Origin of the sequence: Bacillus sp. FSL L8-0167 (assembly GCF_038630295.1) — a bacterium.
In the GTDB taxonomy this organism is placed as follows: domain Bacteria; phylum Bacillota; class Bacilli; order Bacillales; family Bacillaceae; genus Bacillus; species Bacillus safensis.
Window position 1 is genome coordinate 436313 of record NZ_CP152027.1, and the last position, 21076, is coordinate 457388.

Below are 21076 nucleotides of genomic sequence, written 5' to 3' on the forward strand. Positions count from 1 at the left end.
AAGGGTTTACAAACATGAAAAACAAAAAGTGGCTAGTCGTTCTATTTGCAGCAATGCTGGCAGTTTTAGCAGCTTGCGGCGGCAATCAGAGTGAAGGCAAAGACGAAAAAGTGTTAAAAGTAGGCGCTACAGGACAAAGCTATCCGTTTGCTTATAAAGACAATGGCAAGCTTGTCGGATTCGATGTTGAAGTAACAGAAGCCATTGCGAAAAAGCTTGGCTACAAACTAGACTGGCAGCTGAGTGAATTCAGCGGACTGATGGGACAGCTGACGTCTGGTAAGCTCGATACAGTGTCAAACCAAGTTGCCATCACAGACGAGCGTAAACAAACATTTAACTTTACAGATACGTACGCTTACGCAGGAACACAAATCATCGTGAAAAAAGACAACAACGACATCAAAGGTCTTGACGATTTAAAAGGAAAAACAGTGGCGGCGGTTCTTGGCTCTAACCATGCTAAAAACTTAGAGAGCAAAGACCCTGACAAGAAAATTAAGATTAAAACATATGAAACGCAAGACGGCGTATTAAATGAAGTGGCAAATGGCCGCGTAGATGCTTATGTCAACGGACGCAGTGTATTACTTGCTCAAATTGAAAAAACAGGTCTGCCGCTGAAAATCGTAGGCAACCCAATTGTGTATGAAGAAGTAGGCTATCCATTTGCGAAAGATAAAAAGCATGACAAACTAAGAGAAGAATTTAACAAAGCCATCAAAGAATTAAGAGAAGACGGGACACTTAAGAAATTGTCTGAGAAATATTTCAAAGACGATGTGACAGTGCCAATTAAAAAATAACGACAGCGGCGGTGAAGAGCAGACATGAACAAAATTGATTGGCAGTATATGGTGACGGTGTTTCCGACATTGCTTCAATACTTGCCGATAACGATCTTCATGGCGATTGTCTCCATGGTATTTGCCATTATCATTGGTGTGGTATTCGCTCTCATTACGAAAAACCGGATACCTGTTTTATACCAATTTGCCAAGCTGTATATTTCTTTCTTCAGAGCGGTTCCAACCTTGGTTCAGCTCTTTCTCATTTATTTTGGTCTCCCGCAGCTATTCCCTGCGATGACCTCAATGGATGCTTTAACAGCGGTCATTATCGGATTAAGTATTAAGAACTCAGCATACTTAGCAGAAATTTTCAGAGCGGCTCTGAACTCAGTGGATGAAGGGCAGCTTGAGGCATGCTTATCTGTCGGTATGACAAGATGGCAGTCTTACGTTAGAATTATTTTCCCGCAGGCCATTAGAAATGCAATTCCAGCGACGGGGAATACCTTTATCGGTCTTTTAAAAGAAACATCTCTTGCCTTTACGATTGGTGTGGCAGAAATGTTTGCACAAGGGAAGATGATTGCATCGGCGAACTATAAATACTTTGAAACCTATTTAGCCGTAGGGATCGTGTATTGGGTGATGACGATCATTTATAGCTTCCTGCAGGACCTGTTTGAACGAAAAATCAGCAAACCTTACCGGAATTAAGGAGGTGTGGACATGATCAAGCTCACCAATTTGAAGAAATCATTCGGCGACCTTGTCGTCTTAGACGGAATCAATCTCGACGTGAAAAAAGGGCAGGTTGTGGCCATTATCGGACCTTCTGGCTCCGGTAAATCCACCTTGCTGCGCTGTTTAAATTTATTAGAAACACCAGATGAAGGCACGATTGAAATTGGCGATGCAAGGCTCGATGCGTCCAAATTTTCACGTAAAGAAGCCCATCACCTGCGTCAACAAACGGCCATGGTGTTTCAAAACTATAATTTATTTAAAAACAAGACAGCACTGCAAAACATAACAGAATCATTGCTTGTGACGAAAAAAATGACGAAGCAGCAGGCGAATGAAATCGGTATGAAACTGCTGAAGCAGGTAGGGTTAGAGCAAAAGGCTGACAGCTATCCAGTCACGTTATCTGGCGGACAGCAGCAGCGGATTGGGATTGCCCGCGCGTTAGCGGTTGATCCACATGCGATTTTGCTGGATGAACCAACATCAGCGCTTGATCCAGAGCTTGTCTCAGGTGTGCTTCAAGTCATTAAATCCATTGCGATTCAAGAAACAACAATGATTATCGTCACACATGAAATGGCGTTTGCAAGAGAAGTGGCAGACCATGTGATTTTCATGGCGGATGGTCATATTATTGAGCAGGGGACGCCAACTGAGCTATTTGATGAAACAAAGAATGAACGAACGAAACGATTTATCCAAAAAGAAGCAGCGGCTGAAGAAGCATAAGCTGCTTTTTATTCTTTAGAGGGGTGAGTGTCTAGTGAAATCAATAGGAAATGAAGCTTTAAACAAACGTTTGATCAACATTCGCCGAGCGCTTCATGAGCATCCAGAGCTGGCGTTTGAAGAATATGAAACGACAAAGAAACTGCGCCACTGGTTAGAAGAGGAAGGAATCACTGTACTTGATATCCCAGCCCTTCGAACAGGCGTTGTCTGTGAAATCAAAGGAGAACAAGAGGGGCCGACAATTGCTTTGAGAGCCGATATTGATGCACTTCCGATTGAAGAGGCATCTGGTGAACCATTTTCTTCAAAGGTACCGGGTAAAATGCATGCATGCGGTCATGATTTCCATACAGCTTCTATTTTTGGTGCGGCTCTTTTATTAAAAGAGCGGAAACACGAGATCAAAGGAACGGTCCGTATTTTGTTCCAGCCGGCTGAGGAAGTTGCTCAAGGGGCGAAACACGTCATAGAGGCAGGCGTTTTAGATGGAGTCGATGCAATTTTCGGTATGCACAACAAACCTGACCTGCCAGTTGGCACGATTGGCATTAGAGAAAAAGCATTGATGGCGAGTGTGGACCGGTTTGAAATCGATATTAAAGGAACGGGTGGCCACGCCGGTATTCCAAATCACACGGTAGACCCCATTGCCATCAGCGGGCAGATCACAAGCGCCCTTCAGCAAATCGTCAGCCGCCGCATCAGCTCCTTGCATCATGCGGTTGTCAGTATCACACGCATCCAAGGCGGTACATCATGGAATGTCATACCCGACCGTGTTGAGATGGAAGGAACCGTTCGGACCTTTGAGCCTGAAGTAAGAGCGATGATTCCGGAGCTTATGAAACAAATCGTCAGCGGGATTGCAGAAGGTTTTGGAGCAGAGGCTGAAGTGAGATGGCATCCTTATTTGCCTTCTGTCATGAATGATGAGCGTCTGACAAAGGTGGTTGAAGAAACGGCTGGCTCGCTTGACTTACATGTTGTGCAGGCAGAGCAGTCACCGGGCGGAGAAGATTTTGCCCTTTATCAAGAACGCATTCCAGGATTTTTTGTATGGATGGGGACTAGTGGAACGAGGGAGTGGCATCACCCTGCGTTTACATTAAATGAAGACGCACTTCCAGTTTCCGCTGCCTTCTTTGCTGAGCTTGCCGTTCGGGCATTGGAGTCTCGATCATGGAATTAACAAAACAACTGGCAGAAGCAGTGCTTTCTGCTGATCCGCTTCAAGATGAACGGGCCATTCAAATGGCGAGAAATGCACTGTTAGACGCTGCGGCATCAGCGCTTGCTGCGAAAGAGGATGAAGGGATTCAGAAGCTGATGCAGCTTGTTGAACAGGAAGGCGGAACCGCTCAGATTCCTGTCATTGGACAAGGAAAGAAGGTGAGCCGCCAATCCGCAGCGATGCTGAACGGCTACCTCATCCATGCCCTTGATTATGATGATGTGCACTCAGATGTGAGAGGACATCCAAGTGCGGTCATCATTCCGGCGCTGCTATCACAGCTGACAGACGGCAAAGGGTATGGCGAGCGGTTTTTAGCTGCCTATATCACTGGTGTTGAAGTGATGGCAAGACTTGGCGAATCCATCGGCAAGGCGCATTATGAGCGGGGCTGGCATAATACAGGAACACTCGGAGCCATTGCGGCAGTATGCGCGATTGGTTATTTGAAACAAGTCACACGAGAAGAACTGATGAAAGCAATCGGCTTTGCCGGAGCGCAATCAGCCGGAATGCGGAAGCAATTTGGCTCTGATATGAAACCATTACAAGCCGGCTTAGCTGCTAAAACAGCCGTTTGGTCTATGGACTTAGCTTGTTCAGGTTTTGGCGGGAATGACTCGGTTCTTGATGGCGCACTTGGTTTCTTTTCACTCTATGGAGATCTGGAACTTGCGGAAAGCCGTTTACCAGAGGGCTATGGTTCTACATGGCGTATCGTTTCACCGGGGCTGTGGTTCAAAGTATATCCATTCTGCTCAGCAGCCCACCATGCAGCAGATGCGATCCAATCTTTAACGAAAGAGCGGGCTTTCTTGCCGGAGCAGGTGAAACAGATCGATGTCATATTCCCGCCAGGCGGAGATGCAGCGCTTATTGAGCAGACGCCTTTGACTGGAGAAGAAGGACGTTTCAGTGTCGAATACGTCATCGCACTGGCAGTGTTTGGACAGACGCTTACGCTGGATGCCTTTACGAAAAAAACCATTCCATCAGACATGCGGACATGGATGAAGCGGGTAAGCAGAGGATATGATCAAACGATTGTACCTCATTCCGATGCTGTTCCAAAAGGCCGCTTTACGATTGTGAAGCTCACCTTATCTGACGGCACCACCATCAGCAAACGTGTTGATGTTCCGCAGGGAGCACCCGGACACGCGCTATCGACAGATGATATCATGAAAAAATTAAACAGTGTGACAGACGATTCTCATGCCCAGCTTATGCGGCAGGCAGTAGAAGAGGGAAACGATTCTTCCTTTTTGCAGCTTTTGGTATGATCACGAATGAGGCTCATCCATTGAGATGAGCCTTTCTTTATGGAGTCACAAAATCACAACTTATTCATTCTTGGTAAACGTCAATCCAATATGAGCAAGTGCCTGTGGTAAGTCTTTCCGGATGGTGATGTCTTTAAACGATATATTGGATTGAATCGCACTTAAAGCAAGGTCTTGCTTAATGCCCGTTAAAACTGCCGAAATTCCTAAAAGTCTCAGTGTTTGTGCATAGCTGACCAAATATTGAATGCTTTGTTCATTCAGGCTTTTAGTTCCCGATACATCAATGACCAAATGAGAGAGCGACAGCCTGTAGCTTTCCTGTAAAATGGTTTCCAAAATATGCTGAGCACGTGTCTCTTCGATATCACCAAGCAGAGGAAGCACGGCGACAGCATCAACAACAGGTACGATCGGTACAGACAATTGCTTAATCTGCCGGTTAGCACGGTCTAGTTCGAGAACGTAGCTTAATAAAGAAGCCATCGTTTCAAACATATATACATGCTCTTCTGTGAACTGCTTCGGCCTCAAATCAAGTCCGCAAATCGTCCCGTAGTTCGTCCCATCTGTAAAATCAATGGGAACCCCAATAAACGAGCCGCTTTGAAGGTGTTTCGTGACCTCTAAGTATTTAGAACGGTCATCCCTCGAAATGTCAGGGATCACAAGTGTATCCTGATGATCGACCGCCAGCTTGCAAAATGTTTTTTCATAAGGAAGTTCTTCTCCTTCTTCAAGAAGCTGCTCGTCATGATTTAGCACCTTTACAATCTGATTGGTGTTTTGATCATTTTTAGCAATAAACAGTGTATTCACATCAATGAATTGACTCATCATGTTTAAAATACTAGTAGAAGCATCATGAAAATTGCGAAACTGTTTTAATAGTTGTTGACGAGGCATTGTTTTAGGACTCCTTGTAGCTCCGAACATAGGCCGGAACGTGTAGTTGATTTGTCTCTATCATACAAAATCAAATAAGAAATAGATACACTTTAATGCGCAAAAACACTCTGATCGTCGAGATGAAAAAGACTGCCGATCCAAAGATCTGGCAGTCTGCTGATTAAAGAGAGACAGGGACAGTAGACATGGAGAAAAATTCCTCATACAAGGCTTGGACAGCTTCTTTTTCTTGCGCCGCTTTGACGCCAAACATCATGCTGACCTCTGAAGAGCCTTGATTGATCATTTCAATATTGACCTTCGCTTTTGACAGCGCCTTTGCCGCTCTTGCTGTTGTGCCAACATTATGACGCATCGCTTCTCCTACAACCATAATCAGCGAGAGATTTCGCTCTAAAACGACCTCATCTGCATCAAGCACGAACTTCAAGCGGTCTAGCAGCTCCTCTTCAATATGCTGCTCCTCCAGCTGATCCTGTCGTAAAATAATGGTCATATCATCAATGCCAGAAGGTACGTGCTCATACGTAAGCCCGTATTCCTCTAATGTTTGCAGCACCTTACGTCCAAAACCGACTTCTCTGTTCATCAAATATTTACTAATGTAAATGCTGCAAAATCCATTGTCTGAGGCAATTCCAACAACAGGTCCATTTGTATGATCCCGCTGATTTACGATTTTTGTCCCTTTTGCCGACGGGTTGTTGGTGTTTTTAATCTGAACTGGAATACCTGCACGGAAGGCAGGAATAAGTGCTTCATCATGGAACACAGAAAAACCAGCATAGGACAGCTCGCGCATTTCCCGGTATGTCAGCTCTGTAATCTCTTTCGGTTCATGAACGATTGTTGGATTGACGGCATAGACAGCATCGACATCTGTAAAGTTTTCATATACATCTGCCTTCAGGCCATTCGCCAAAATGGAGCCGGTAATATCGGAGCCGCTTCGCGAAAAGGTGACGATGTCTCCCGCTAGACTAAAGCCAAAAAAGCCAGGGAATATAATAATGCCAGAGCGCTCTCTTAATTTGTACAAATGATCATAAGACTCCGGCAGGACTTGCGCTTGGCCAGGCTCATCGCTCACGAACAAACCAGCTTCCTTTGGATTCACATAATGAGCTTCCACACCCTGGTGGCAGAAATAGGCGGCAATGAGCTTAGCGTTATTGTCTTCACCGCTTGCTTTAATGGCATCAAGATAGCACTCAGGGCGGGATGAATCAGCCTGTAATAATGTGTCTAGATCTTGCCTGATCGTATCGATAATGTCTTGACCTAATCCGAGTTCATCCGCTATTGAGGCATACCTCTCGATGACTGCTTCCTTTAAATCATGTGCTTCGCCTAAACGTAAATATTGTTCACCGCAGCTAATTAATAGATCGGTGACCTTCGTATCCGTTGAATGCCGTTTTCCTGGTGCGGAAACAACGACTGCTTTTCGAGCTGGCTCTGCTGTTACAATGTCAAATACCTTTTGCAGCTGCTTGCCAGATGCAAGTGAACTGCCACCAAATTTAACGACCTTCAATGCATACATCTCCTATAGTAAAAATTTTCCCACAAATTGAATAGTTCCTATTATCAACTCTTTTCCTTAAATTATCAAGGTTTTTCTTTACTAGAAATACAAATGTGTTTTCAGAGAGGACGATATTGTATGAGTATATGAAAAAAGAGCCGGCCATATGCCGAGCTCTTTTTCTTATGAAGAAGACGAGGAGGAAGATAGCTCCTGCTTCATCACTTTATTCTCACGTTTTTTTTCCTTTAAGAAAAAAGAGAGGACGAGTCCAATGACCGCAATCAGACCAGAAATGAAGAATGACGTATTCATTCCATGAACGGCCGATTTTAATGGATTGGCCAATTCTGCATTTGCAGCAGAGGTGCTCATGATGGAAACAAGCACAGCCGTTCCAATGGAACCGCCTATTTGTCTCATCGTGTTATTCATCGCTGTCCCATGAGGGATCAAATGAGGCGGTAAAGAGTTAATACCTGCGGTTGTCAACGGCATCATGATCATCCCAACCCCAATTAAGCGAAGCGTGTAGGCGACCGTAATGAGGGCGATTGATGAATCAAGGGTGAGCAGCATAAACGGCAGGGTGGTAACGGTGAGTATCGTAAAACCGCCTAATGCCAGCCCTTTTCCGCCGACTTTATCAAAAATCCGTCCAATAATCGGTGACAGGAGTCCCATGAAGAGAGCACCTGGCAGTAAGATAAGCCCTGTATCAAGTGCAGACAGCCCTCTGACATTCTGCGTATAAAGCGGCAGAATCGTCTCTGTACCAATCAATAAAGCAAAGACAAGCATCCCAAGGAAGGTTGTTAAGCTAAAGATCGCAAATTTAAATACACCAAACTCAAGCATCGGTCTTGTTAAGTTCGACTGGCGCAGGATAAAGAAGAACAAGCTCACAGCGCCGACAATCAGCGAAATGAGAACAGTCGCACTCGTCCATCCATACGTGCCGACACTAGAAAATCCGTAAAGCAGCCCGCCGAAACCGAACGATGACAAGATGACAGATAAGACATCAATACGTGTCTCTCTTTGCTGCGTCACATTTTTCATTAAGAAGAAAGCAAGAATGAGATCAATGATACCGATTGGCAGAACAATATAGAACAAGAACTTCCAGCTGAAGGAGTCAACAATCCAGCCGCCAAGTGTTGGCCCAAGTGCAGGTGCGAACGAAATGACAAGTCCGACCATGCCCATTGCCTGCCCGCGTTTTTCTTTCGGGAAAATGGTTAAAAAGATCGTTTGCATCAGCGGCATTAAAATCCCTGCACCGGCTGCCTGCACGATACGCGCAGCAAGTAACACCGGGAAATTTGTTGCAAATGAAGCAAGAATTGTACCGGCTGTAAAGATGCTAAGTGCCGTTAAAACTAAAGAACGGCTTGAAAATTTCTCAATGAGGAAAGCCGTAATGGGGATGAGAATCCCGTTTGTCAGCATAAAGGCTGTTGTAAGCCACTGTCCTTTGCTGACCTCAATATTGAAATCTTCCATGATATGCGGGATCGCTGGAATGAGAAGCGTTTGGTTTAAAATCGCGACGAATGCCCCAACGAGGAAAATCCCAACAATCACAGATCGATTATACGATGTAGTTGATTGGTTCATGTTATCCCTTCTTTATCTATAAAATGATGTTTTTCAGCTGTGACACGTTTTGTGATAAAACGCTGTTTTTGCCTAAATAATCGAGCAGTGAGCTGACTAAAAAGGTTCTCGGTTCATCCTTTGATAATTCTTGATTGAGTAGCTCATACGCAGAGAGGAGATCGTCTTTTTCTTCTCCGTTTGACAGTGCGTGAAGCTCTTGTTTGATCTTCGTTAAGTACGAGATGACAAGTTTTTCTTCATCATATCCGTCCTGTGAGGAAAACAAATAAGATTCCATAAGCTGATCTGTTAACACAGGCTCAATTGAGCAAGGTTTTTTTGATACACGGTCCATCACACCGATAATCATCTCGGCAGCATTTTCTAATTTGATGTTCTTGTGCTCAATCGCCAGCATTAAGATGAATTCTCTCATTAATCCATTGAGAACAATCACGAGATCCCAGACATAAGGAGCGACGGATTCACCATATGTGCTCAAAATAATGTCTCTGTGCCGCTGCATGATAATGGAGCGTGTCTCGCGTAAGTGTTTAATGACAATAGGCGAATGCTGAGAAAAAGCTTCAAAGGACAGCATGTTCAAAAATTTATGATTCTCTTTAAACTCTTCAAGCTCAAGCTTGATCTTCTTTGTGAATTTTTCCTTTTTGGACAGCGTCGTTTCTGAATGAATGATGCGGGAAATCTCTCTCATTTTGCGCTGATTGTATTTAATCAGTTCTAGTAGAAGAGCTTCCTTTGAATCAAACAGTTTATAAATAGACGCTTTTGATATTTTACAGGCATCGGCAATTGACTGCATGGAGACACTCATATAGCCTTTTTGAGAAAATAATTTCTTTGAAACCCGCAAAATCTCTTCTTGCTTTTCGTTCATCTTCATAAGTCCTTTCCGAATCGGCAAAACCATAGGGTCACAATGGAAACCGAGTGGTCACTTTTGCTATGATAACAAAACCAATGCCCTAAGACAAGAAAATGAACTTAAAAAAATACCCGTCTGCATGACAGGTATTTTATCCTTCCGCATGTGCGGTATATATTTTTGTTTTGCCGTGAAGTTCGATGACCAAAATGTCTTTCTTCAAAGCAGTCTCATTACTCATAGACGTTTGTGAAGCCATATCGTTACTTGACTAGTCAGCTTCAGGTGAATGAATTGTATGTTGGCACAAAATACGATACATTTATTGTATGACGAATCCAAACCATCCAAACAAAGAAGATATGAGACTGATTTCTGTGCTGCACGCATTGGCTGATCCAATCCGGTTAGAAATTGTCCGCTGCTTAGCAGAGGCGGGGGAGAGGACATGCGGCACGTATGAGATGAATATTGCCAAATCCACGCTTTCCCATCACTTCAAAGTGCTGAGGGAGGCAGGCGTCGTGAAAGTGAGAATTGACGGGAAGCACCGTTACTATTCTTTAAGAAAAGAAGACATCGAGACCGCTTTTCCTGGACTCATGTCATCGATTCTAGCTATAGATAAAAAGCGGTGGTAAGCCAGCTGTCTGTGAAGGGCAGCTGGCTGTTTTATTTCCCGAAAATGGCGTCATACAGCCGTTTCACTGCCGGCTGAATATCCTCTTGCTTCATATGTGAGAAGCCGAGGACGAGCGGAACAAAGCCTGGCTGATGCCCCGGCAATTGCTCATCAAGGGTAAAGCGATCCATTCCGTACATTTTCAGCTTTCTTTCTTTCGCTCGCTGTAAAATCTCATGCTGCGTTCGATTTGAGCGAAACTCTGCAATAAAATGAAGCCCGGCATTTTCTCCAATAATCCGCACATTGTCAGCAAAAACCGTATTGAGCTCTTCAATGAGCTGCTTCCGTTTTTCCTCATATAAACCATTCATTCGTTTAATATGCCGTTGATACGCCCCATCTTTTATAAAATGAAGAAGGGTGTATTGTGTAAAAAGATTAGCTGTTTGAATGAAAAAATGCTGTTCCTCCTTATAGCGTCTCAATAAATGCTGAGGCAGCACCATATAGCTTAGCCGCAAGCCGGGCAGCAATGATTTTGAAAAGGTGCCCATATAAATGACTTTGTCATATCGGTCAAGACTTTGCAGCGCCGGAATGCTGTCTGTGCCATATTTAAATTCACTGTCATAATCATCCTCAATGATATAACGATCTGGCTGATCGGCTGCCCAGTTTAACAGCTGAATGCGCCGGGAAATCGGCATAATCACCCCTGTTGGAAATTGATGTGAAGGGGTAATGATCAACACATTCGGCTGTTTTTTTAGAATGTCGCTCATCCGCACACCTTTTTGGTCAATGCCAATCGTTTCAATTTGGTGATGATTGTTTTTCAGCATTTGATAGAGCCGGCGGTAGCCAGGGTTTTCTAGCCCGTATACTTGATCGGCCGGAAGAATGCTTGATAACGAATGGATCAGTGACTGTGTGCCTGCACTTAAAATGAGCTGTTCTGGATAGCATTTGACTCCTCGCGCAAGTCCGATCAGCCGGGCAATCGTTTCCCTCAGCTCATACACACCTTGTGGATGCGGAAGCTCACCGAAGGCATCTTGGTGGAGATGGATCGCCTTTTGTTCACTTTTCAGCCAGCTTTTAAATGGAAAGTTCGCTGTATCGACGGAGATATGTGAAAAGGAATACCAGTCGTCTCGTGCAATCGGTTCTTCCTTTAAATCTACAGGAAGAGAAGAGGGTTTTAGCTGACCAGATTTATGAAACGTTTCTAGTGATTCCACGAAAAACCCTTTGCGTTCAACCGAATATAAATATCCCTCGGCAAGCAGCTGCTGATAGGCGCCATTCACTGAATTAACGCTGACGTTTAATGTATCGGCTAACTCTCGTTTGGACGGTAATTGATCATGCGGCTGAAGGTTGCGGTTTAAGATTTCCCCTTTAATTTTCGTATAAATTTGATGATAAATATATCCGTTTTGCCCTGTTTGATCTAGTTGAATTGTCAGCATCTCATCATTCCATCCTCTCTGATACCATGAAAAAAATGATATTGGTACTTTCTATCATACCAAAAAATATTCAGAATAATAAAAAAGGATATAAAGGGGATGGATGACAATGAGTCAAACGACAACAAACCGTTTTTCAACTGAAGAATGGCAGGGGAAAAGAGATCAATACGTCGCAAGAGGCGTGAGTAATGGCAACCGTCATCTTGCAGCGAAAGGGAAAGGAGCCGAGCTGTTCGATATTGATGGGAACCGATTTATCGATTTTGCAGGCGCCATTGGCACATTAAACGTAGGACATTCACATCCAAAGGTCGTGGAAGCGGTCAAAGCACAGGCAGAGAGCCTGATTCACCCAGGATTCAACGTGATGATGTACGAATCGTATATCGAATTGGCAGAGAAGCTGTGCCATCTCACACCAGGGGATCATGATAAGAAAGCCATTTTTCTTAATTCAGGTGCAGAAGCTGTTGAAAATGCGGTGAAAATTGCACGTAAATATACGAAAAGACAGGCCGTTGTGTCGTTCACAAGAGGTTTTCACGGCAGAACGAATATGACAATGAGCATGACGAGCAAGGTTAAGCCGTATAAATTTGGGTTCGGGCCATTTGCATCTGAGGTGTACCAAGCACCGTATCCTTATTACTATCAAAAACCTGAAGGATTAAGCGATGCTGCTTACGACGAGTACATCATTGATCAATTCAATCAATTTTTCGTCGCAGCCGTTGCACCAGAAACCGTTGCTTGTGTGGTCATGGAACCAGTCCAAGGGGAGGGCGGATTCATTGTGCCATCGAAGCGCTTCGTTCAGCATGTCGCTTCCTTCTGTCAGCAGCACGGGATTGTCTTTGTTGCAGATGAAATCCAAACCGGTTTTGCAAGAACAGGGAAATACTTTGCGATTGAGCACTTTGATGTGGTGCCGGACTTAATCACTGTGTCAAAATCTCTTGCAGCTGGCTTACCGCTGAGCGGTGTCGTTGGCAGAAAAGAACTGCTTGATGCGGCAGATCCAGGGGAGCTTGGGGGAACATATGCAGGAAGTCCGTTAGGCTGTGTAGCTGCACTGGCTGTCCTTGATATCATTGAAACAGAACAACTGAATCAACGATCTGAACATATTGGACAAGTCATTGAGGACAAAGCCAATGAATGGAGAACAGCGTATCCATTCATTGGAGAAGTCCGCCGGTTAGGGGCAATGGCGGCAATTGAAATTGTGGAAGATCAAACAACGCGTACACCAGATAAGAAAAGAGCCGCAGCGATTGCAGCATATGCAAATGAGCACGGGCTGCTTCTTTTAACGGCAGGGATTAATGGGAATATCATTCGCTTCTTAACACCACTTGTCATCACAGATGAGCTGCTTCACGAAGGACTAGGGATCATCGAGGACGCCTTCAAAGCACGCTAAACAACAAAGGGGGATGGTTGTATGCAAAAACAACAAATGGCAAAAACCATGTCGCAGTCTGACGTACTGTTTTTGTCCATTGGTGCAATGCTTGGCTGGGGCTGGGTTGTACTTTCGGGAGATTGGATTTTAACAGCTGGATTTTTAGGCAGTGTGATTGCTTTCGTTATAGGCGGTATTCTCGTCATCTTTATCGGACTTACGTATGCTGAGCTTTCGTCTGCGATTCCAGAGACAGGCGGAGGGCTCGTTTTTGTCCAGCGGGCATTTGGGATGAAAGCAGCGTTCGTCTCAGCATGGGGCGTATTGTTTGGTTATGTGTCTGTGATTACGTTTGAAGCTGTCGCCTTGCCGACCGTCATTGATTATGTGATTCCAACACAGCATGCTGGCTTCTTATGGAATATAGGGGGATGGGACGTTTATTTCACGTGGGTATTGATTGGATCTGGCGGTGCATTGTTTTTAACAGCGCTGAATTACATTGGGGCGAAGCCTGCTGCCATTTTTCAGTCCGTGTTCACAGTGGCTATTATTCTGACAGGTTTTCTCCTTTTAGGCGGCGCAACATTTAATGGAGATTTTGCAAACCTTGAGCCGATGTTTCAAGGCGGGGTTGGCGGTCTTATGGCGGTGTTAGTCATGATTCCCTTTTTATTCGTTGGGTTTGATGTCATTCCGCAAGTAGCGGCGGAGATTAACGCACCAAAAAAAATCATTGGGAGAATCTTGATTATTTCCATCGTGAGTGCGGTCATTTTTTATCTGCTTATTGTTTTTGGGGTAGCTGCTGGAATGTCAAAGGGACAGCTTGAAGCCTCTTCATTAGCAACAGCAGATGCGATGGTTCAGCTTCTCGGTCATCAAGCGTTTGGAACAGTGCTGGTTATTGGCGGTGTAGCAGGGATTGTGACGAGCTGGAATGCTTTTATTATCGGTGCAAGCCGTATTTTATATGCTATGGCGGAAAGAGGTATGATTTCCAAATGGTTTGCGTATATTCATCCAAAGTATAAAACACCGACAAATGCCATTTTATTTCTTGGGGCTTTGGCTTTTTTCGCTCCATTACTAGGGCGCCCTGCCCTCGTATGGATTGTCAATGCGGGCGGTGTCGGAATCATCGTCGGGTACTTAATCGTGTCCATTGCCTTTATGAGACTTCGGAAAACAGAACCTGAGCTGGAGCGTCCATATCGCATAAAATATTGGCGGATGACAGGTGTTTTAGCTATCGGACTGAGTCTTCTTTTCCTTTCATTTTACTTTCCAGGAATGCCGGCCTCCTTATCTTGGCCAGCTGAATGGATATTGCTTTTAGGTTGGGTACTCATTGGGTATATACTATATGTAATGAATCCAAGAACGAAGGAGACGATAGAGCATGACAAACGAACTCAAAGTGTATAATCCTGCAACAGGAGAAGAAATTGCTTCAGTTGCTCAGCATACAAAAGAACAGATCCAAGACGCAATTTCCCGCTCACATAAAGCATTCAAATCATGGGCAAAAACGTCAGCACATGAACGTGCCAATATCATTCGCAAGTGGTTTGATCTGATGATTGAGCATAAAGAGAGGCTTGCGAAAATCATCACAGAAGAAAACGGAAAGCCATATCAAGAAGCATTAGGAGAAATCGTCTATGCGGCTGGTTATATTGAATGGTACGCAGAAGAAGCAAAGCGAATCTACGGCAGAACCATCCCGTCACATACGACGAACAAACGCCTTTTCGTCACAAAACAGCCAGTTGGTCCTGTTGCTGCCATTACTCCGTGGAATTTCCCTGCGGCGATGATTACGAGAAAGGCAGCTCCTGCGCTTGCAGCAGGCTGTACGTTTATTGTAAAACCTGCTGAAGACACACCGCTGACAGCTATAGAACTAGTAAAATTAGGTCATGAAGCCGGCATTCCAGAGGATGCACTGCAATGGGTTGTGGGAGATGGCAAAGAAGTGGGTGAAATCTTCACAGATAGTCCATTGATTCGAAAAATCACGTTTACAGGCTCAACGCCCGTCGGGAAGCACCTGATCAAAAACAGTGCCAGTACAGTCAAACACGTATCAATGGAGCTTGGCGGTCATGCTCCGCTCATCGTAGACAAGGATGCGAATCTTGAACTAGCTGTCAAACAAGCAGTGGCATCTAAGTTTCGGAACGCAGGGCAAACCTGTGTCTGTGCCAACCGCTTAATTGTGCATGAAGACATTCATGAAGCATTTGCGCAAAGATTCAGCAAAGAAGTAGAAAAGCTGAAAGTAGGAAATGGCTTTGAAGAAGGCACATCCATCGGTCCAATTATCAACAAGCGCGGTTTTGATAAAATTGTCGGCCAAATTCAAGATGCAGTGGATAAAGGGGCGAAAGTTCTTGTAGGCGGCGATACGCATTTCGACGATGACAAATCATATTATTTTGTCCAGCCAACGGTTCTTACACATGTGGACCCTTCGATGAACATTATGCATGAAGAGACCTTTGGTCCAGTGGCACCTATTACGACATTCAAAACGTTAGACGAGGCAATTGAATTAGCCAACGATACACCTTTTGGCCTTGCAGCTTATTTCTTTACAGAAAATTATCGGAACGGACTCTACATTTCAGAACATCTCGATTATGGGATCATTGGCTGGAATGATGGCGGTCCATCGGCTGTCCAAGCACCTTTTGGCGGTATGAAAGAGAGCGGAATTGGCCGAGAAGGCGGCATCGAAGGGATCGAGCCTTATTTAGAAACAAAATATGTATCCATTGGTTTAGAAGAATAAACGTGAAAAAGACTGTCAGAGGAATCTCGGCAGTCTTTTTTATGTTATACAGCAGGCGGGAAAAGCTGATCCACCGTTTCTTTCGTTTCTTTCAAAATTTCATGTATGTAATCTGCAGATGCCTGCTCCATGCTGCTGAACAAAAGCCGTTCGACAGGCTGAACGCCAATAAAATTGAAGACTTCAGTATCGGTTGTCATGTGATGGGAGGAGGTGGAAATCTTATTGGAATTAAGAAAAGTCCTCGGTGCATCGTGGGTGTTGATAATGACACCTTTTTTGTGCCGAAGCAGATTTTCAATCTCTCCATCCTCACTGATCTGATAAGCAAAACCTTCAGAAAAGACGCGTTCTACATATCCTTTTAGCATAGCCGGCAAGCCTGTCCACCATATTGGAAAAATAAACGTCAGCACATCCGCTTGCTGAATCAGCGTCTGCTCTCTTTGAATAGCGATTGGGACATCACCGCATTTGATGGCAGCCTTTTCTGCAATGGTAAGCTCTGGCGAAAAACCTAGGGCATAGACATCACGAACAGTCACTTTATGACCATTGTTCAATAGAGTGCTCACAACAAGATCTAATAAGGTTTGATTTAAGCTTTGCTGGGGATGAGCAAATATGATTACATGGTTCATCTCATAGCCTCCTATGTGGTCATCTGTCTCATTATGTCACGCAGCTTTATCCTATTCAATCCTATATTGGTAATAACAAGTTGGGAAAATGGAAAATAATTGATCTTCATAAAAGTAAACAGTGCGATTTGTACATGTGTAAAGGAAGAAAAAGCGATCGTTTCTAAGAAAACGATCGCTCATACACTTTTATTTCTTTCTAAAAGCAAGTCCAAGTGCAATCAGTGCCACGACTAGAGCAGCAATGGACAGACCAAGGACAAGTGGTGAGGAAGAAGCAGTGGCTGTTTCAGAGGCCTTTTCTTCTTTTGGTTTTTCCTGGCCATGTGAATCCGTTACAGTATTAGATGCCACAATGTTTGTAATGGAATGAGGTTTATCAGCATCTTTATCGCCAGTCCATTCAACGACTGTTCCATCCTTATAATATTGATACGCATCCCAAGCAGCTTCACCTGCTTTTTCAGGGTTTTTCGCTACAAAAACGAATTGCTGGAATTGTCCAGCAAGCACACCTTTACCTGTTGCTACCCAAGTCACTCTTGTTACCTTGCCATCTTTCTCTTCAGTTGATGTTTTCCAGCCAGGTACTGGCTCATATTGCTGGAATTCTACGCCTTTAGGAATTGTCACGACAACCTTAGTCGTCGGGCTGTCACTCTCAGAAGGAACCTTTAATGTATAGGTCTCCCAAGCATTTGTCGCAGATGTATCAGGCTTGACTGTTACGTGCGCACTCACAGGAATTGCCAATAAAAATGAAGCGAGAAGCATTGGTAATAAAGCTTTAACGTATTTTTTCATATGTGATAACTCCTTTTAGTTTCTTCTAATAAATGTGGTATCGATATTCTTAAAAGAACCAGTTAACGCATGGATTTCAATTTTCCATGTGCCTTTTTCATTTAATAAGAGATTTTCAGCAGAGAAATGCCCATTTTTTAATCGTTTCAGCTGAAATTCACTCGGTGTCTCATCACCGAATAAAGCCACCTTATGGATCTTGGCTGTTACAGATTGAATATCAGTGATCGTTTCGCCATTCTTCTTTGTAAATGCCACTTCGAATGAGTTTTTCCCCGGGGCATTCGGAGTAATGCTCAAGGACACAATATCACGATGCTCGACCTGATTTGCGCCAAAGAAGGGCTCTGGTGCAGGCGGAGGAGGGCTCGGAATATTGGTAAAGACAGCCGTTAATAACAAAATGGCGATCCCGATCATCCATTCAGCTCGTAAGGAAATGCTGCGTTTCTGCTTCTTTTCCCATCTCAGCATCAAGTAATGCATAAGCCCAAGAAGGCCCATGATGATAAATAAACCAAGCTTGATTAAAAAGGTGCGTCCGTATGCTGATTGGAAAAGAGCGTCAAACGATTGCAAAATAAAGATCGCATTCACAAATCCTGAAAACACAATAAGTCCAACAGAGAGCAGTGCCCAAGGATGAAATGCTGCTAGCGTACTCCGTATGAGCGGCTCATCTTCATTTGGCAGTTTCTTTATCAATAGAAGGACAATGGCTGTTAAACCACCGACCCAAATCGAAGCAGAGATGAGATGGATGAAATCAAGTGATGTTGTGAGTATTTTATTGTCTGTTGCGGCTGGATGTCCGATTTGTGCCTTCAGCCAAAGAAGCACTATGAAGAGAAGCAGTGGAAACAGCCAAACTCGAAAAGAAGAGAAATCCCCTTTTCTCACCGCCACAATCGTCCAGATGGTGAGAAGAACAAATGACGCCATAAGCATCATCCACAGACTACCGCCAGAAGTGGACGCAATCGTTTCTTGTAAAAGCGAAGGCTGAAATGCCCCCCAAAAGGACACGTCTGCCGCTGATTTTGTCTGAATCGGCAGCTGGAACACAAGTGCTCCGCCCATCATGATCAATGACACGGTCAAAAGCCGCTTCATTCGTTTCTCCAATACAGGTGAAATCGTATTCTTAAACCAAAGCAGTCCAAACAAAACTGTCCCAAGGAATAAGCTGAATGACGTATAAAGAGAGGCTTTATCAATAGTTGAAGCCATATCTATGGATTCATCCGTTTGGCCTTGCTCTAATTGGTCAAAACCGCCATCCGCTTTTCCAATACTAAACGGAATCATGCCAGAGACGGAGTGTCCGTCCGCTGATACCGCATTCCACTGAATGGTGTAAATCCCTTTTGGTAAATTCTTTTTTAAAGCTGCTTCCATGATCTTTTGATCTTTAATGACCGTATCTCCTTTATCCACACGATCACCTTTTGCATTTAGCACCTTAATGGCATGAAAGCCGCTTTCAATTCCTTCACTAAATGTGATCGAGACTGAAGGAGGCTGCTGATCCAGCTCTTCATTTGCCGCTGGGTTCGAGCTCACGACGTATGCGTGAGCAAATGCTTCCTTTGGAATGAAAAAAGCGAACATGACCATAAGAAGCAGAAGCCACTTACTATTTTTAAACAAGGTGAATAACCGCCTTTCTACCTATGAAAATGTCTCATGTATCAGAAAGAAAGCGGCAGTAAACTGTGAGTCACAGAAAAAACCGCTCTTCCTATTGTACCGCCCTCTTTAAAAGGTAAACGAAACAAACAGCAAGATGGTTCACTTTTTCTGTGTCATGTCTGCGCAGACATTTCTTAATTGAATAGGTTTGATCAATTATAAGCCTATTCGATTTAAGAAGAGGAAACAAGAAGAGACCATTTGAAAGTTGTGAAATTCCCATGAATTTTGTTTCAAAACAACGGCAGATCAACCTTTTCGCCCCTTTTGTATTGGGATCTGAAGGTATTTTCACATCATTTTTCAATTTTGTCACACACTATGTGACAAAGTGACATTTAGTTTCAATTGAAGAGAAAGTGAAAGCGTTTTACGATAGGCATAAGGGCTTCACTGAATCTTGTTCTTATATCTTTTGACCTATAAAGCCCTAAATAAAGGGAGAGAAGAAAGGAGTTTTCATAGATGCAGGAAAAAAGCGGATTTCGAGTAAAAGTACAGCGCTTTGGAAGCTATTTAAGCGGTATGATCATGCCGAATATTGGAGCGTTTATCGCTTGGGGACTCATCACCGCATTATTCATTCCAAGTGGTTATTTTCCAAATGAACAATTAAATACACTTGTTGGTCCAATGATCAACTACTTGCTGCCGCTCTTAATCGGTTACACAGGCGGGAAGCTCGTATATGACCATCGAGGCGGGGTAATCGGTGCAACCGCTACGATTGGGGTTATTGTCGGTTCGGACATCCCAATGTTTTTAGGCGCAATGATCATGGGACCGCTTGGCGGTTATCTCATTAAGAAAATCGACCAGCTGTTTAAAGACCGAATCAAATCAGGTTTTGAAATGCTGATTAATAACTTTAGTGCAGGTATTCTAGGTGCCATTTTAGTCGCCATTGCTTTCTACGCCATCGGTCCAGTGGTACTAGGCCTGAATAAAGCCCTTGCGGCAGGTGTAGATATCATTGTCAATGCACATTTACTTCCGCTGGCAAGTATTTTCATTGAACCAGCGAAAGTATTGTTCTTAAACAATGCAATTAACCAAGGAATTTTAGGTCCATTAGGGGTGGAGCAAGCGGCGAAGACAGGCCAGTCCGTTCTGTTCTTGCTTGAAACTAACCCAGGACCAGGTCTAGGTGTTCTTCTAGCCTACATGTTCTTTGGGAGAGGGACTGCAAAGCAGTCTGCACCGGGTGCGATTGTCATTCAATTTTTAGGGGGAATCCATGAGATTTACTTCCCATACATCTTAATGAAGCCAAAGCTCATTTTGGCGGTTATTGCTGGGGGAGCAAGCGGCGTTCTGACCTTTACACTGTTAAATGCAGGCTTAAAGGCTGTGCCGTCACCAGGAAGTATTATCGCTCTTATGCTCATGTCACCAAAAGGCGGCCACCTTGCCGTTCTAGCAGGTGTTGTCGTGGCAGCGGTCGTATCATTCCTTGTCGCTTCTGTCATTTTGAAAGCGTCTAAAGCAGTGGACGAAGACTTAACAGCAGCAACTGAAAAAATGCAAGACATGAAAGGCAAGAAAAGTGCAGCAGCAGCTGCTCTTACAGCACAAAAAGAAGGTGCTGAAGCAAGCGAGCAAGCAGCATCTCCAGATGAAATCAATCCAGATAACGTGAACAAAATCATCTTTGCCTGTGATGCAGGAATGGGCTCAAGTGCGATGGGTGCGTCCGTTTTAAAGAATAAAGTCAAAAAGGCAGAGCTAGATATTGATGTAACAAATACATCCATCAGCAACATCCCAGATGATGCCGATGTGGTCTTTACTCATAAAGATTTAACAGATAGAGCCAAGGCAAAACTGCCAGGAGCTGTGCATATCTCAGTTGATAATTTCTTAAACAGCCCGAAATACGATGAGCTGATTGAGAAATTGAAAAAATAACATGACGAAACGGGTTGAGT

General features: G+C 44.0%; 18 protein-coding genes. 10 read left to right on the top strand and 8 right to left on the bottom strand.

Going from position 1 to position 21076, the window contains the following annotated elements; translation table 11 throughout:
* Positions 1 to 14 precede the first annotated feature (14 nt).
* The 5 genes from MHB66_RS02100 to MHB66_RS02120 are packed head-to-tail and all read left to right on the top strand — an operon-like array spanning position 15 to position 4781.
* The gene (locus MHB66_RS02100) at positions 15 to 806 is read left to right on the top strand and encodes an amino acid ABC transporter substrate-binding protein (RefSeq protein WP_034283775.1); all 792 of its coding nucleotides are present in this window, start codon (positions 15 to 17) and stop codon (positions 804 to 806) included.
* A 24-nt stretch (positions 807 to 830) separates the two neighbouring features.
* Positions 831 to 1505: an amino acid ABC transporter permease gene (locus tag MHB66_RS02105; RefSeq protein ID WP_024427305.1), complete on the top strand. Its 675-nt coding sequence runs from the start codon at positions 831 to 833 to the stop codon at positions 1503 to 1505.
* A gap of 12 nt (positions 1506 to 1517) precedes the next feature.
* Positions 1518 to 2264 (top strand): amino acid ABC transporter ATP-binding protein, encoded by a 747-nt coding sequence (locus tag MHB66_RS02110; RefSeq protein ID WP_041116660.1) that lies wholly within the window; start codon positions 1518 to 1520, stop codon positions 2262 to 2264.
* A 34-nt stretch (positions 2265 to 2298) separates the two neighbouring features.
* A complete protein-coding gene (locus MHB66_RS02115; protein WP_046313889.1) occupies positions 2299 to 3456 on the top strand; it encodes an amidohydrolase in 1158 nt (385 codons plus the stop codon).
* A complete protein-coding gene (locus MHB66_RS02120) occupies positions 3447 to 4781 on the top strand; it encodes an MmgE/PrpD family protein (RefSeq protein WP_046313891.1) in 1335 nt (444 codons plus the stop codon). Before MHB66_RS02115 ends, MHB66_RS02120 begins: the two co-directional genes overlap by 10 nt.
* Positions 4782 to 4841: 60 nt before the next feature.
* Here the strand turns inward: MHB66_RS02120 and MHB66_RS02125 are convergent, their stop codons facing one another.
* From MHB66_RS02125 to MHB66_RS02140, 4 genes are all read right to left on the bottom strand, one after another.
* A complete protein-coding gene (locus MHB66_RS02125; RefSeq protein WP_046313893.1) occupies positions 4842 to 5687 on the bottom strand; it encodes a GAF domain-containing protein in 846 nt (281 codons plus the stop codon).
* A 163-nt stretch (positions 5688 to 5850) separates the two neighbouring features.
* Positions 5851 to 7227, bottom strand: a complete 1377-nt coding sequence (locus MHB66_RS02130; protein ID WP_046313895.1) for an aspartate kinase — start codon at positions 7225 to 7227, stop codon at positions 5851 to 5853.
* Positions 7228 to 7401: 174 nt separating this feature from the next.
* Positions 7402 to 8838 carry an MDR family MFS transporter gene (locus MHB66_RS02135; RefSeq protein ID WP_046313897.1) on the bottom strand — a complete coding sequence of 479 codons (1437 nt, stop codon included), beginning with the start codon at positions 8836 to 8838 and terminating at the stop codon, positions 7402 to 7404.
* A gap of 16 nt (positions 8839 to 8854) precedes the next feature.
* Entirely contained in the window at positions 8855 to 9721 is an 867-nt protein-coding gene (locus MHB66_RS02140; RefSeq protein ID WP_231293950.1) for a TetR/AcrR family transcriptional regulator, read from the bottom strand.
* A 317-nt stretch (positions 9722 to 10038) separates the two neighbouring features.
* Here MHB66_RS02140 and MHB66_RS02145 point away from each other — a divergent pair, with 317 nt between their 5' ends.
* A complete protein-coding gene (locus MHB66_RS02145; protein ID WP_034283858.1) occupies positions 10039 to 10350 on the top strand; it encodes a metalloregulator ArsR/SmtB family transcription factor in 312 nt (103 codons plus the stop codon).
* A 31-nt stretch (positions 10351 to 10381) separates the two neighbouring features.
* Here the strand turns inward: MHB66_RS02145 and MHB66_RS02150 are convergent, their stop codons facing one another.
* A complete protein-coding gene (locus MHB66_RS02150) occupies positions 10382 to 11806 on the bottom strand; it encodes a PLP-dependent aminotransferase family protein (protein ID WP_041116672.1) in 1425 nt (474 codons plus the stop codon).
* 109 nt (positions 11807 to 11915) lie between these two features.
* On the opposite strand from MHB66_RS02150, the gene gabT reads away from it, so the two are divergent.
* From gabT to MHB66_RS02165, 3 genes are read left to right on the top strand one after another with little or no spacing between them, the layout of a single operon-like run.
* Positions 11916 to 13232, top strand: a complete 1317-nt coding sequence (gene gabT, locus MHB66_RS02155) for a 4-aminobutyrate--2-oxoglutarate transaminase (RefSeq protein WP_041116674.1) — start codon at positions 11916 to 11918, stop codon at positions 13230 to 13232.
* A gap of 21 nt (positions 13233 to 13253) precedes the next feature.
* The gene (locus MHB66_RS02160; RefSeq protein WP_046313900.1) at positions 13254 to 14642 is read left to right on the top strand and encodes an APC family permease; all 1389 of its coding nucleotides are present in this window, start codon (positions 13254 to 13256) and stop codon (positions 14640 to 14642) included.
* The gene (locus MHB66_RS02165) at positions 14617 to 16011 is read left to right on the top strand and encodes an NAD-dependent succinate-semialdehyde dehydrogenase (protein WP_046313902.1); all 1395 of its coding nucleotides are present in this window, start codon (positions 14617 to 14619) and stop codon (positions 16009 to 16011) included. Before MHB66_RS02160 ends, MHB66_RS02165 begins: the two co-directional genes overlap by 26 nt.
* 44 nt (positions 16012 to 16055) lie before the next feature.
* Here MHB66_RS02165 and MHB66_RS02170 read toward each other — a convergent pair whose 3' ends face one another.
* The 3 genes from MHB66_RS02170 to MHB66_RS02180 form a co-directional block, all read right to left on the bottom strand.
* Positions 16056 to 16652 carry an NAD(P)H-dependent oxidoreductase gene (locus tag MHB66_RS02170; protein ID WP_034283793.1) on the bottom strand — a complete coding sequence of 199 codons (597 nt, stop codon included), beginning with the start codon at positions 16650 to 16652 and terminating at the stop codon, positions 16056 to 16058.
* Positions 16653 to 16841: 189 nt separating this feature from the next.
* Positions 16842 to 17456: a DUF1775 domain-containing protein gene (locus MHB66_RS02175; RefSeq protein WP_046313903.1), complete on the bottom strand. Its 615-nt coding sequence runs from the start codon at positions 17454 to 17456 to the stop codon at positions 16842 to 16844.
* Between the two features lie 15 nt (positions 17457 to 17471).
* The gene (locus MHB66_RS02180) at positions 17472 to 19106 is read right to left on the bottom strand and encodes a copper resistance CopC/CopD family protein (RefSeq protein ID WP_046313905.1); all 1635 of its coding nucleotides are present in this window, start codon (positions 19104 to 19106) and stop codon (positions 17472 to 17474) included.
* Between the two features lie 507 nt (positions 19107 to 19613).
* On the opposite strand from MHB66_RS02180, the gene MHB66_RS02185 reads away from it, so the two are divergent.
* Positions 19614 to 21056 (top strand): PTS mannitol transporter subunit IICB, encoded by a 1443-nt coding sequence (locus tag MHB66_RS02185; RefSeq protein WP_046313907.1) that lies wholly within the window; start codon positions 19614 to 19616, stop codon positions 21054 to 21056.
* The last annotated feature ends 20 nt before the right edge of the window (positions 21057 to 21076 follow it).

Bases quoted from the DNA above. Each gene is read 5' to 3' on its own strand.
- MHB66_RS02100 (WP_034283775.1), top strand. From the start codon at position 15: ATGAAAAACAAAAAGTGGCTAGTCGTTCTATTTGCAGCAATGCTGGCA.
- MHB66_RS02105 (WP_024427305.1), top strand. From the start codon at position 831: ATGAACAAAATTGATTGGCAGTATATGGTGACGGTGTTTCCGACATTG.
- MHB66_RS02110 (WP_041116660.1), top strand. From the start codon at position 1,518: ATGATCAAGCTCACCAATTTGAAGAAATCATTCGGCGACCTTGTCGTC.
- MHB66_RS02120 (WP_046313891.1), top strand. From the start codon at position 3,447: ATGGAATTAACAAAACAACTGGCAGAAGCAGTGCTTTCTGCTGATCCG.
- MHB66_RS02125 (WP_046313893.1), bottom strand. From the start codon at position 5,687: ATGCCTCGTCAACAACTATTAAAACAGTTTCGCAATTTTCATGATGCT.
- MHB66_RS02135 (WP_046313897.1), bottom strand. From the start codon at position 8,838: ATGAACCAATCAACTACATCGTATAATCGATCTGTGATTGTTGGGATT.
- MHB66_RS02140 (WP_231293950.1), bottom strand. From the start codon at position 9,721: ATGAACGAAAAGCAAGAAGAGATTTTGCGGGTTTCAAAGAAATTATTT.
- MHB66_RS02145 (WP_034283858.1), top strand. From the start codon at position 10,039: ATGACGAATCCAAACCATCCAAACAAAGAAGATATGAGACTGATTTCT.
- MHB66_RS02150 (WP_041116672.1), bottom strand. From the start codon at position 11,806: ATGCTGACAATTCAACTAGATCAAACAGGGCAAAACGGATATATTTAT.
- gabT (WP_041116674.1), top strand. From the start codon at position 11,916: ATGAGTCAAACGACAACAAACCGTTTTTCAACTGAAGAATGGCAGGGG.
- MHB66_RS02160 (WP_046313900.1), top strand. From the start codon at position 13,254: ATGCAAAAACAACAAATGGCAAAAACCATGTCGCAGTCTGACGTACTG.
- MHB66_RS02165 (WP_046313902.1), top strand. From the start codon at position 14,617: ATGACAAACGAACTCAAAGTGTATAATCCTGCAACAGGAGAAGAAATT.
- MHB66_RS02170 (WP_034283793.1), bottom strand. From the start codon at position 16,652: ATGAACCATGTAATCATATTTGCTCATCCCCAGCAAAGCTTAAATCAA.
- MHB66_RS02175 (WP_046313903.1), bottom strand. From the start codon at position 17,456: ATGAAAAAATACGTTAAAGCTTTATTACCAATGCTTCTCGCTTCATTT.
- MHB66_RS02185 (WP_046313907.1), top strand. From the start codon at position 19,614: ATGCAGGAAAAAAGCGGATTTCGAGTAAAAGTACAGCGCTTTGGAAGC.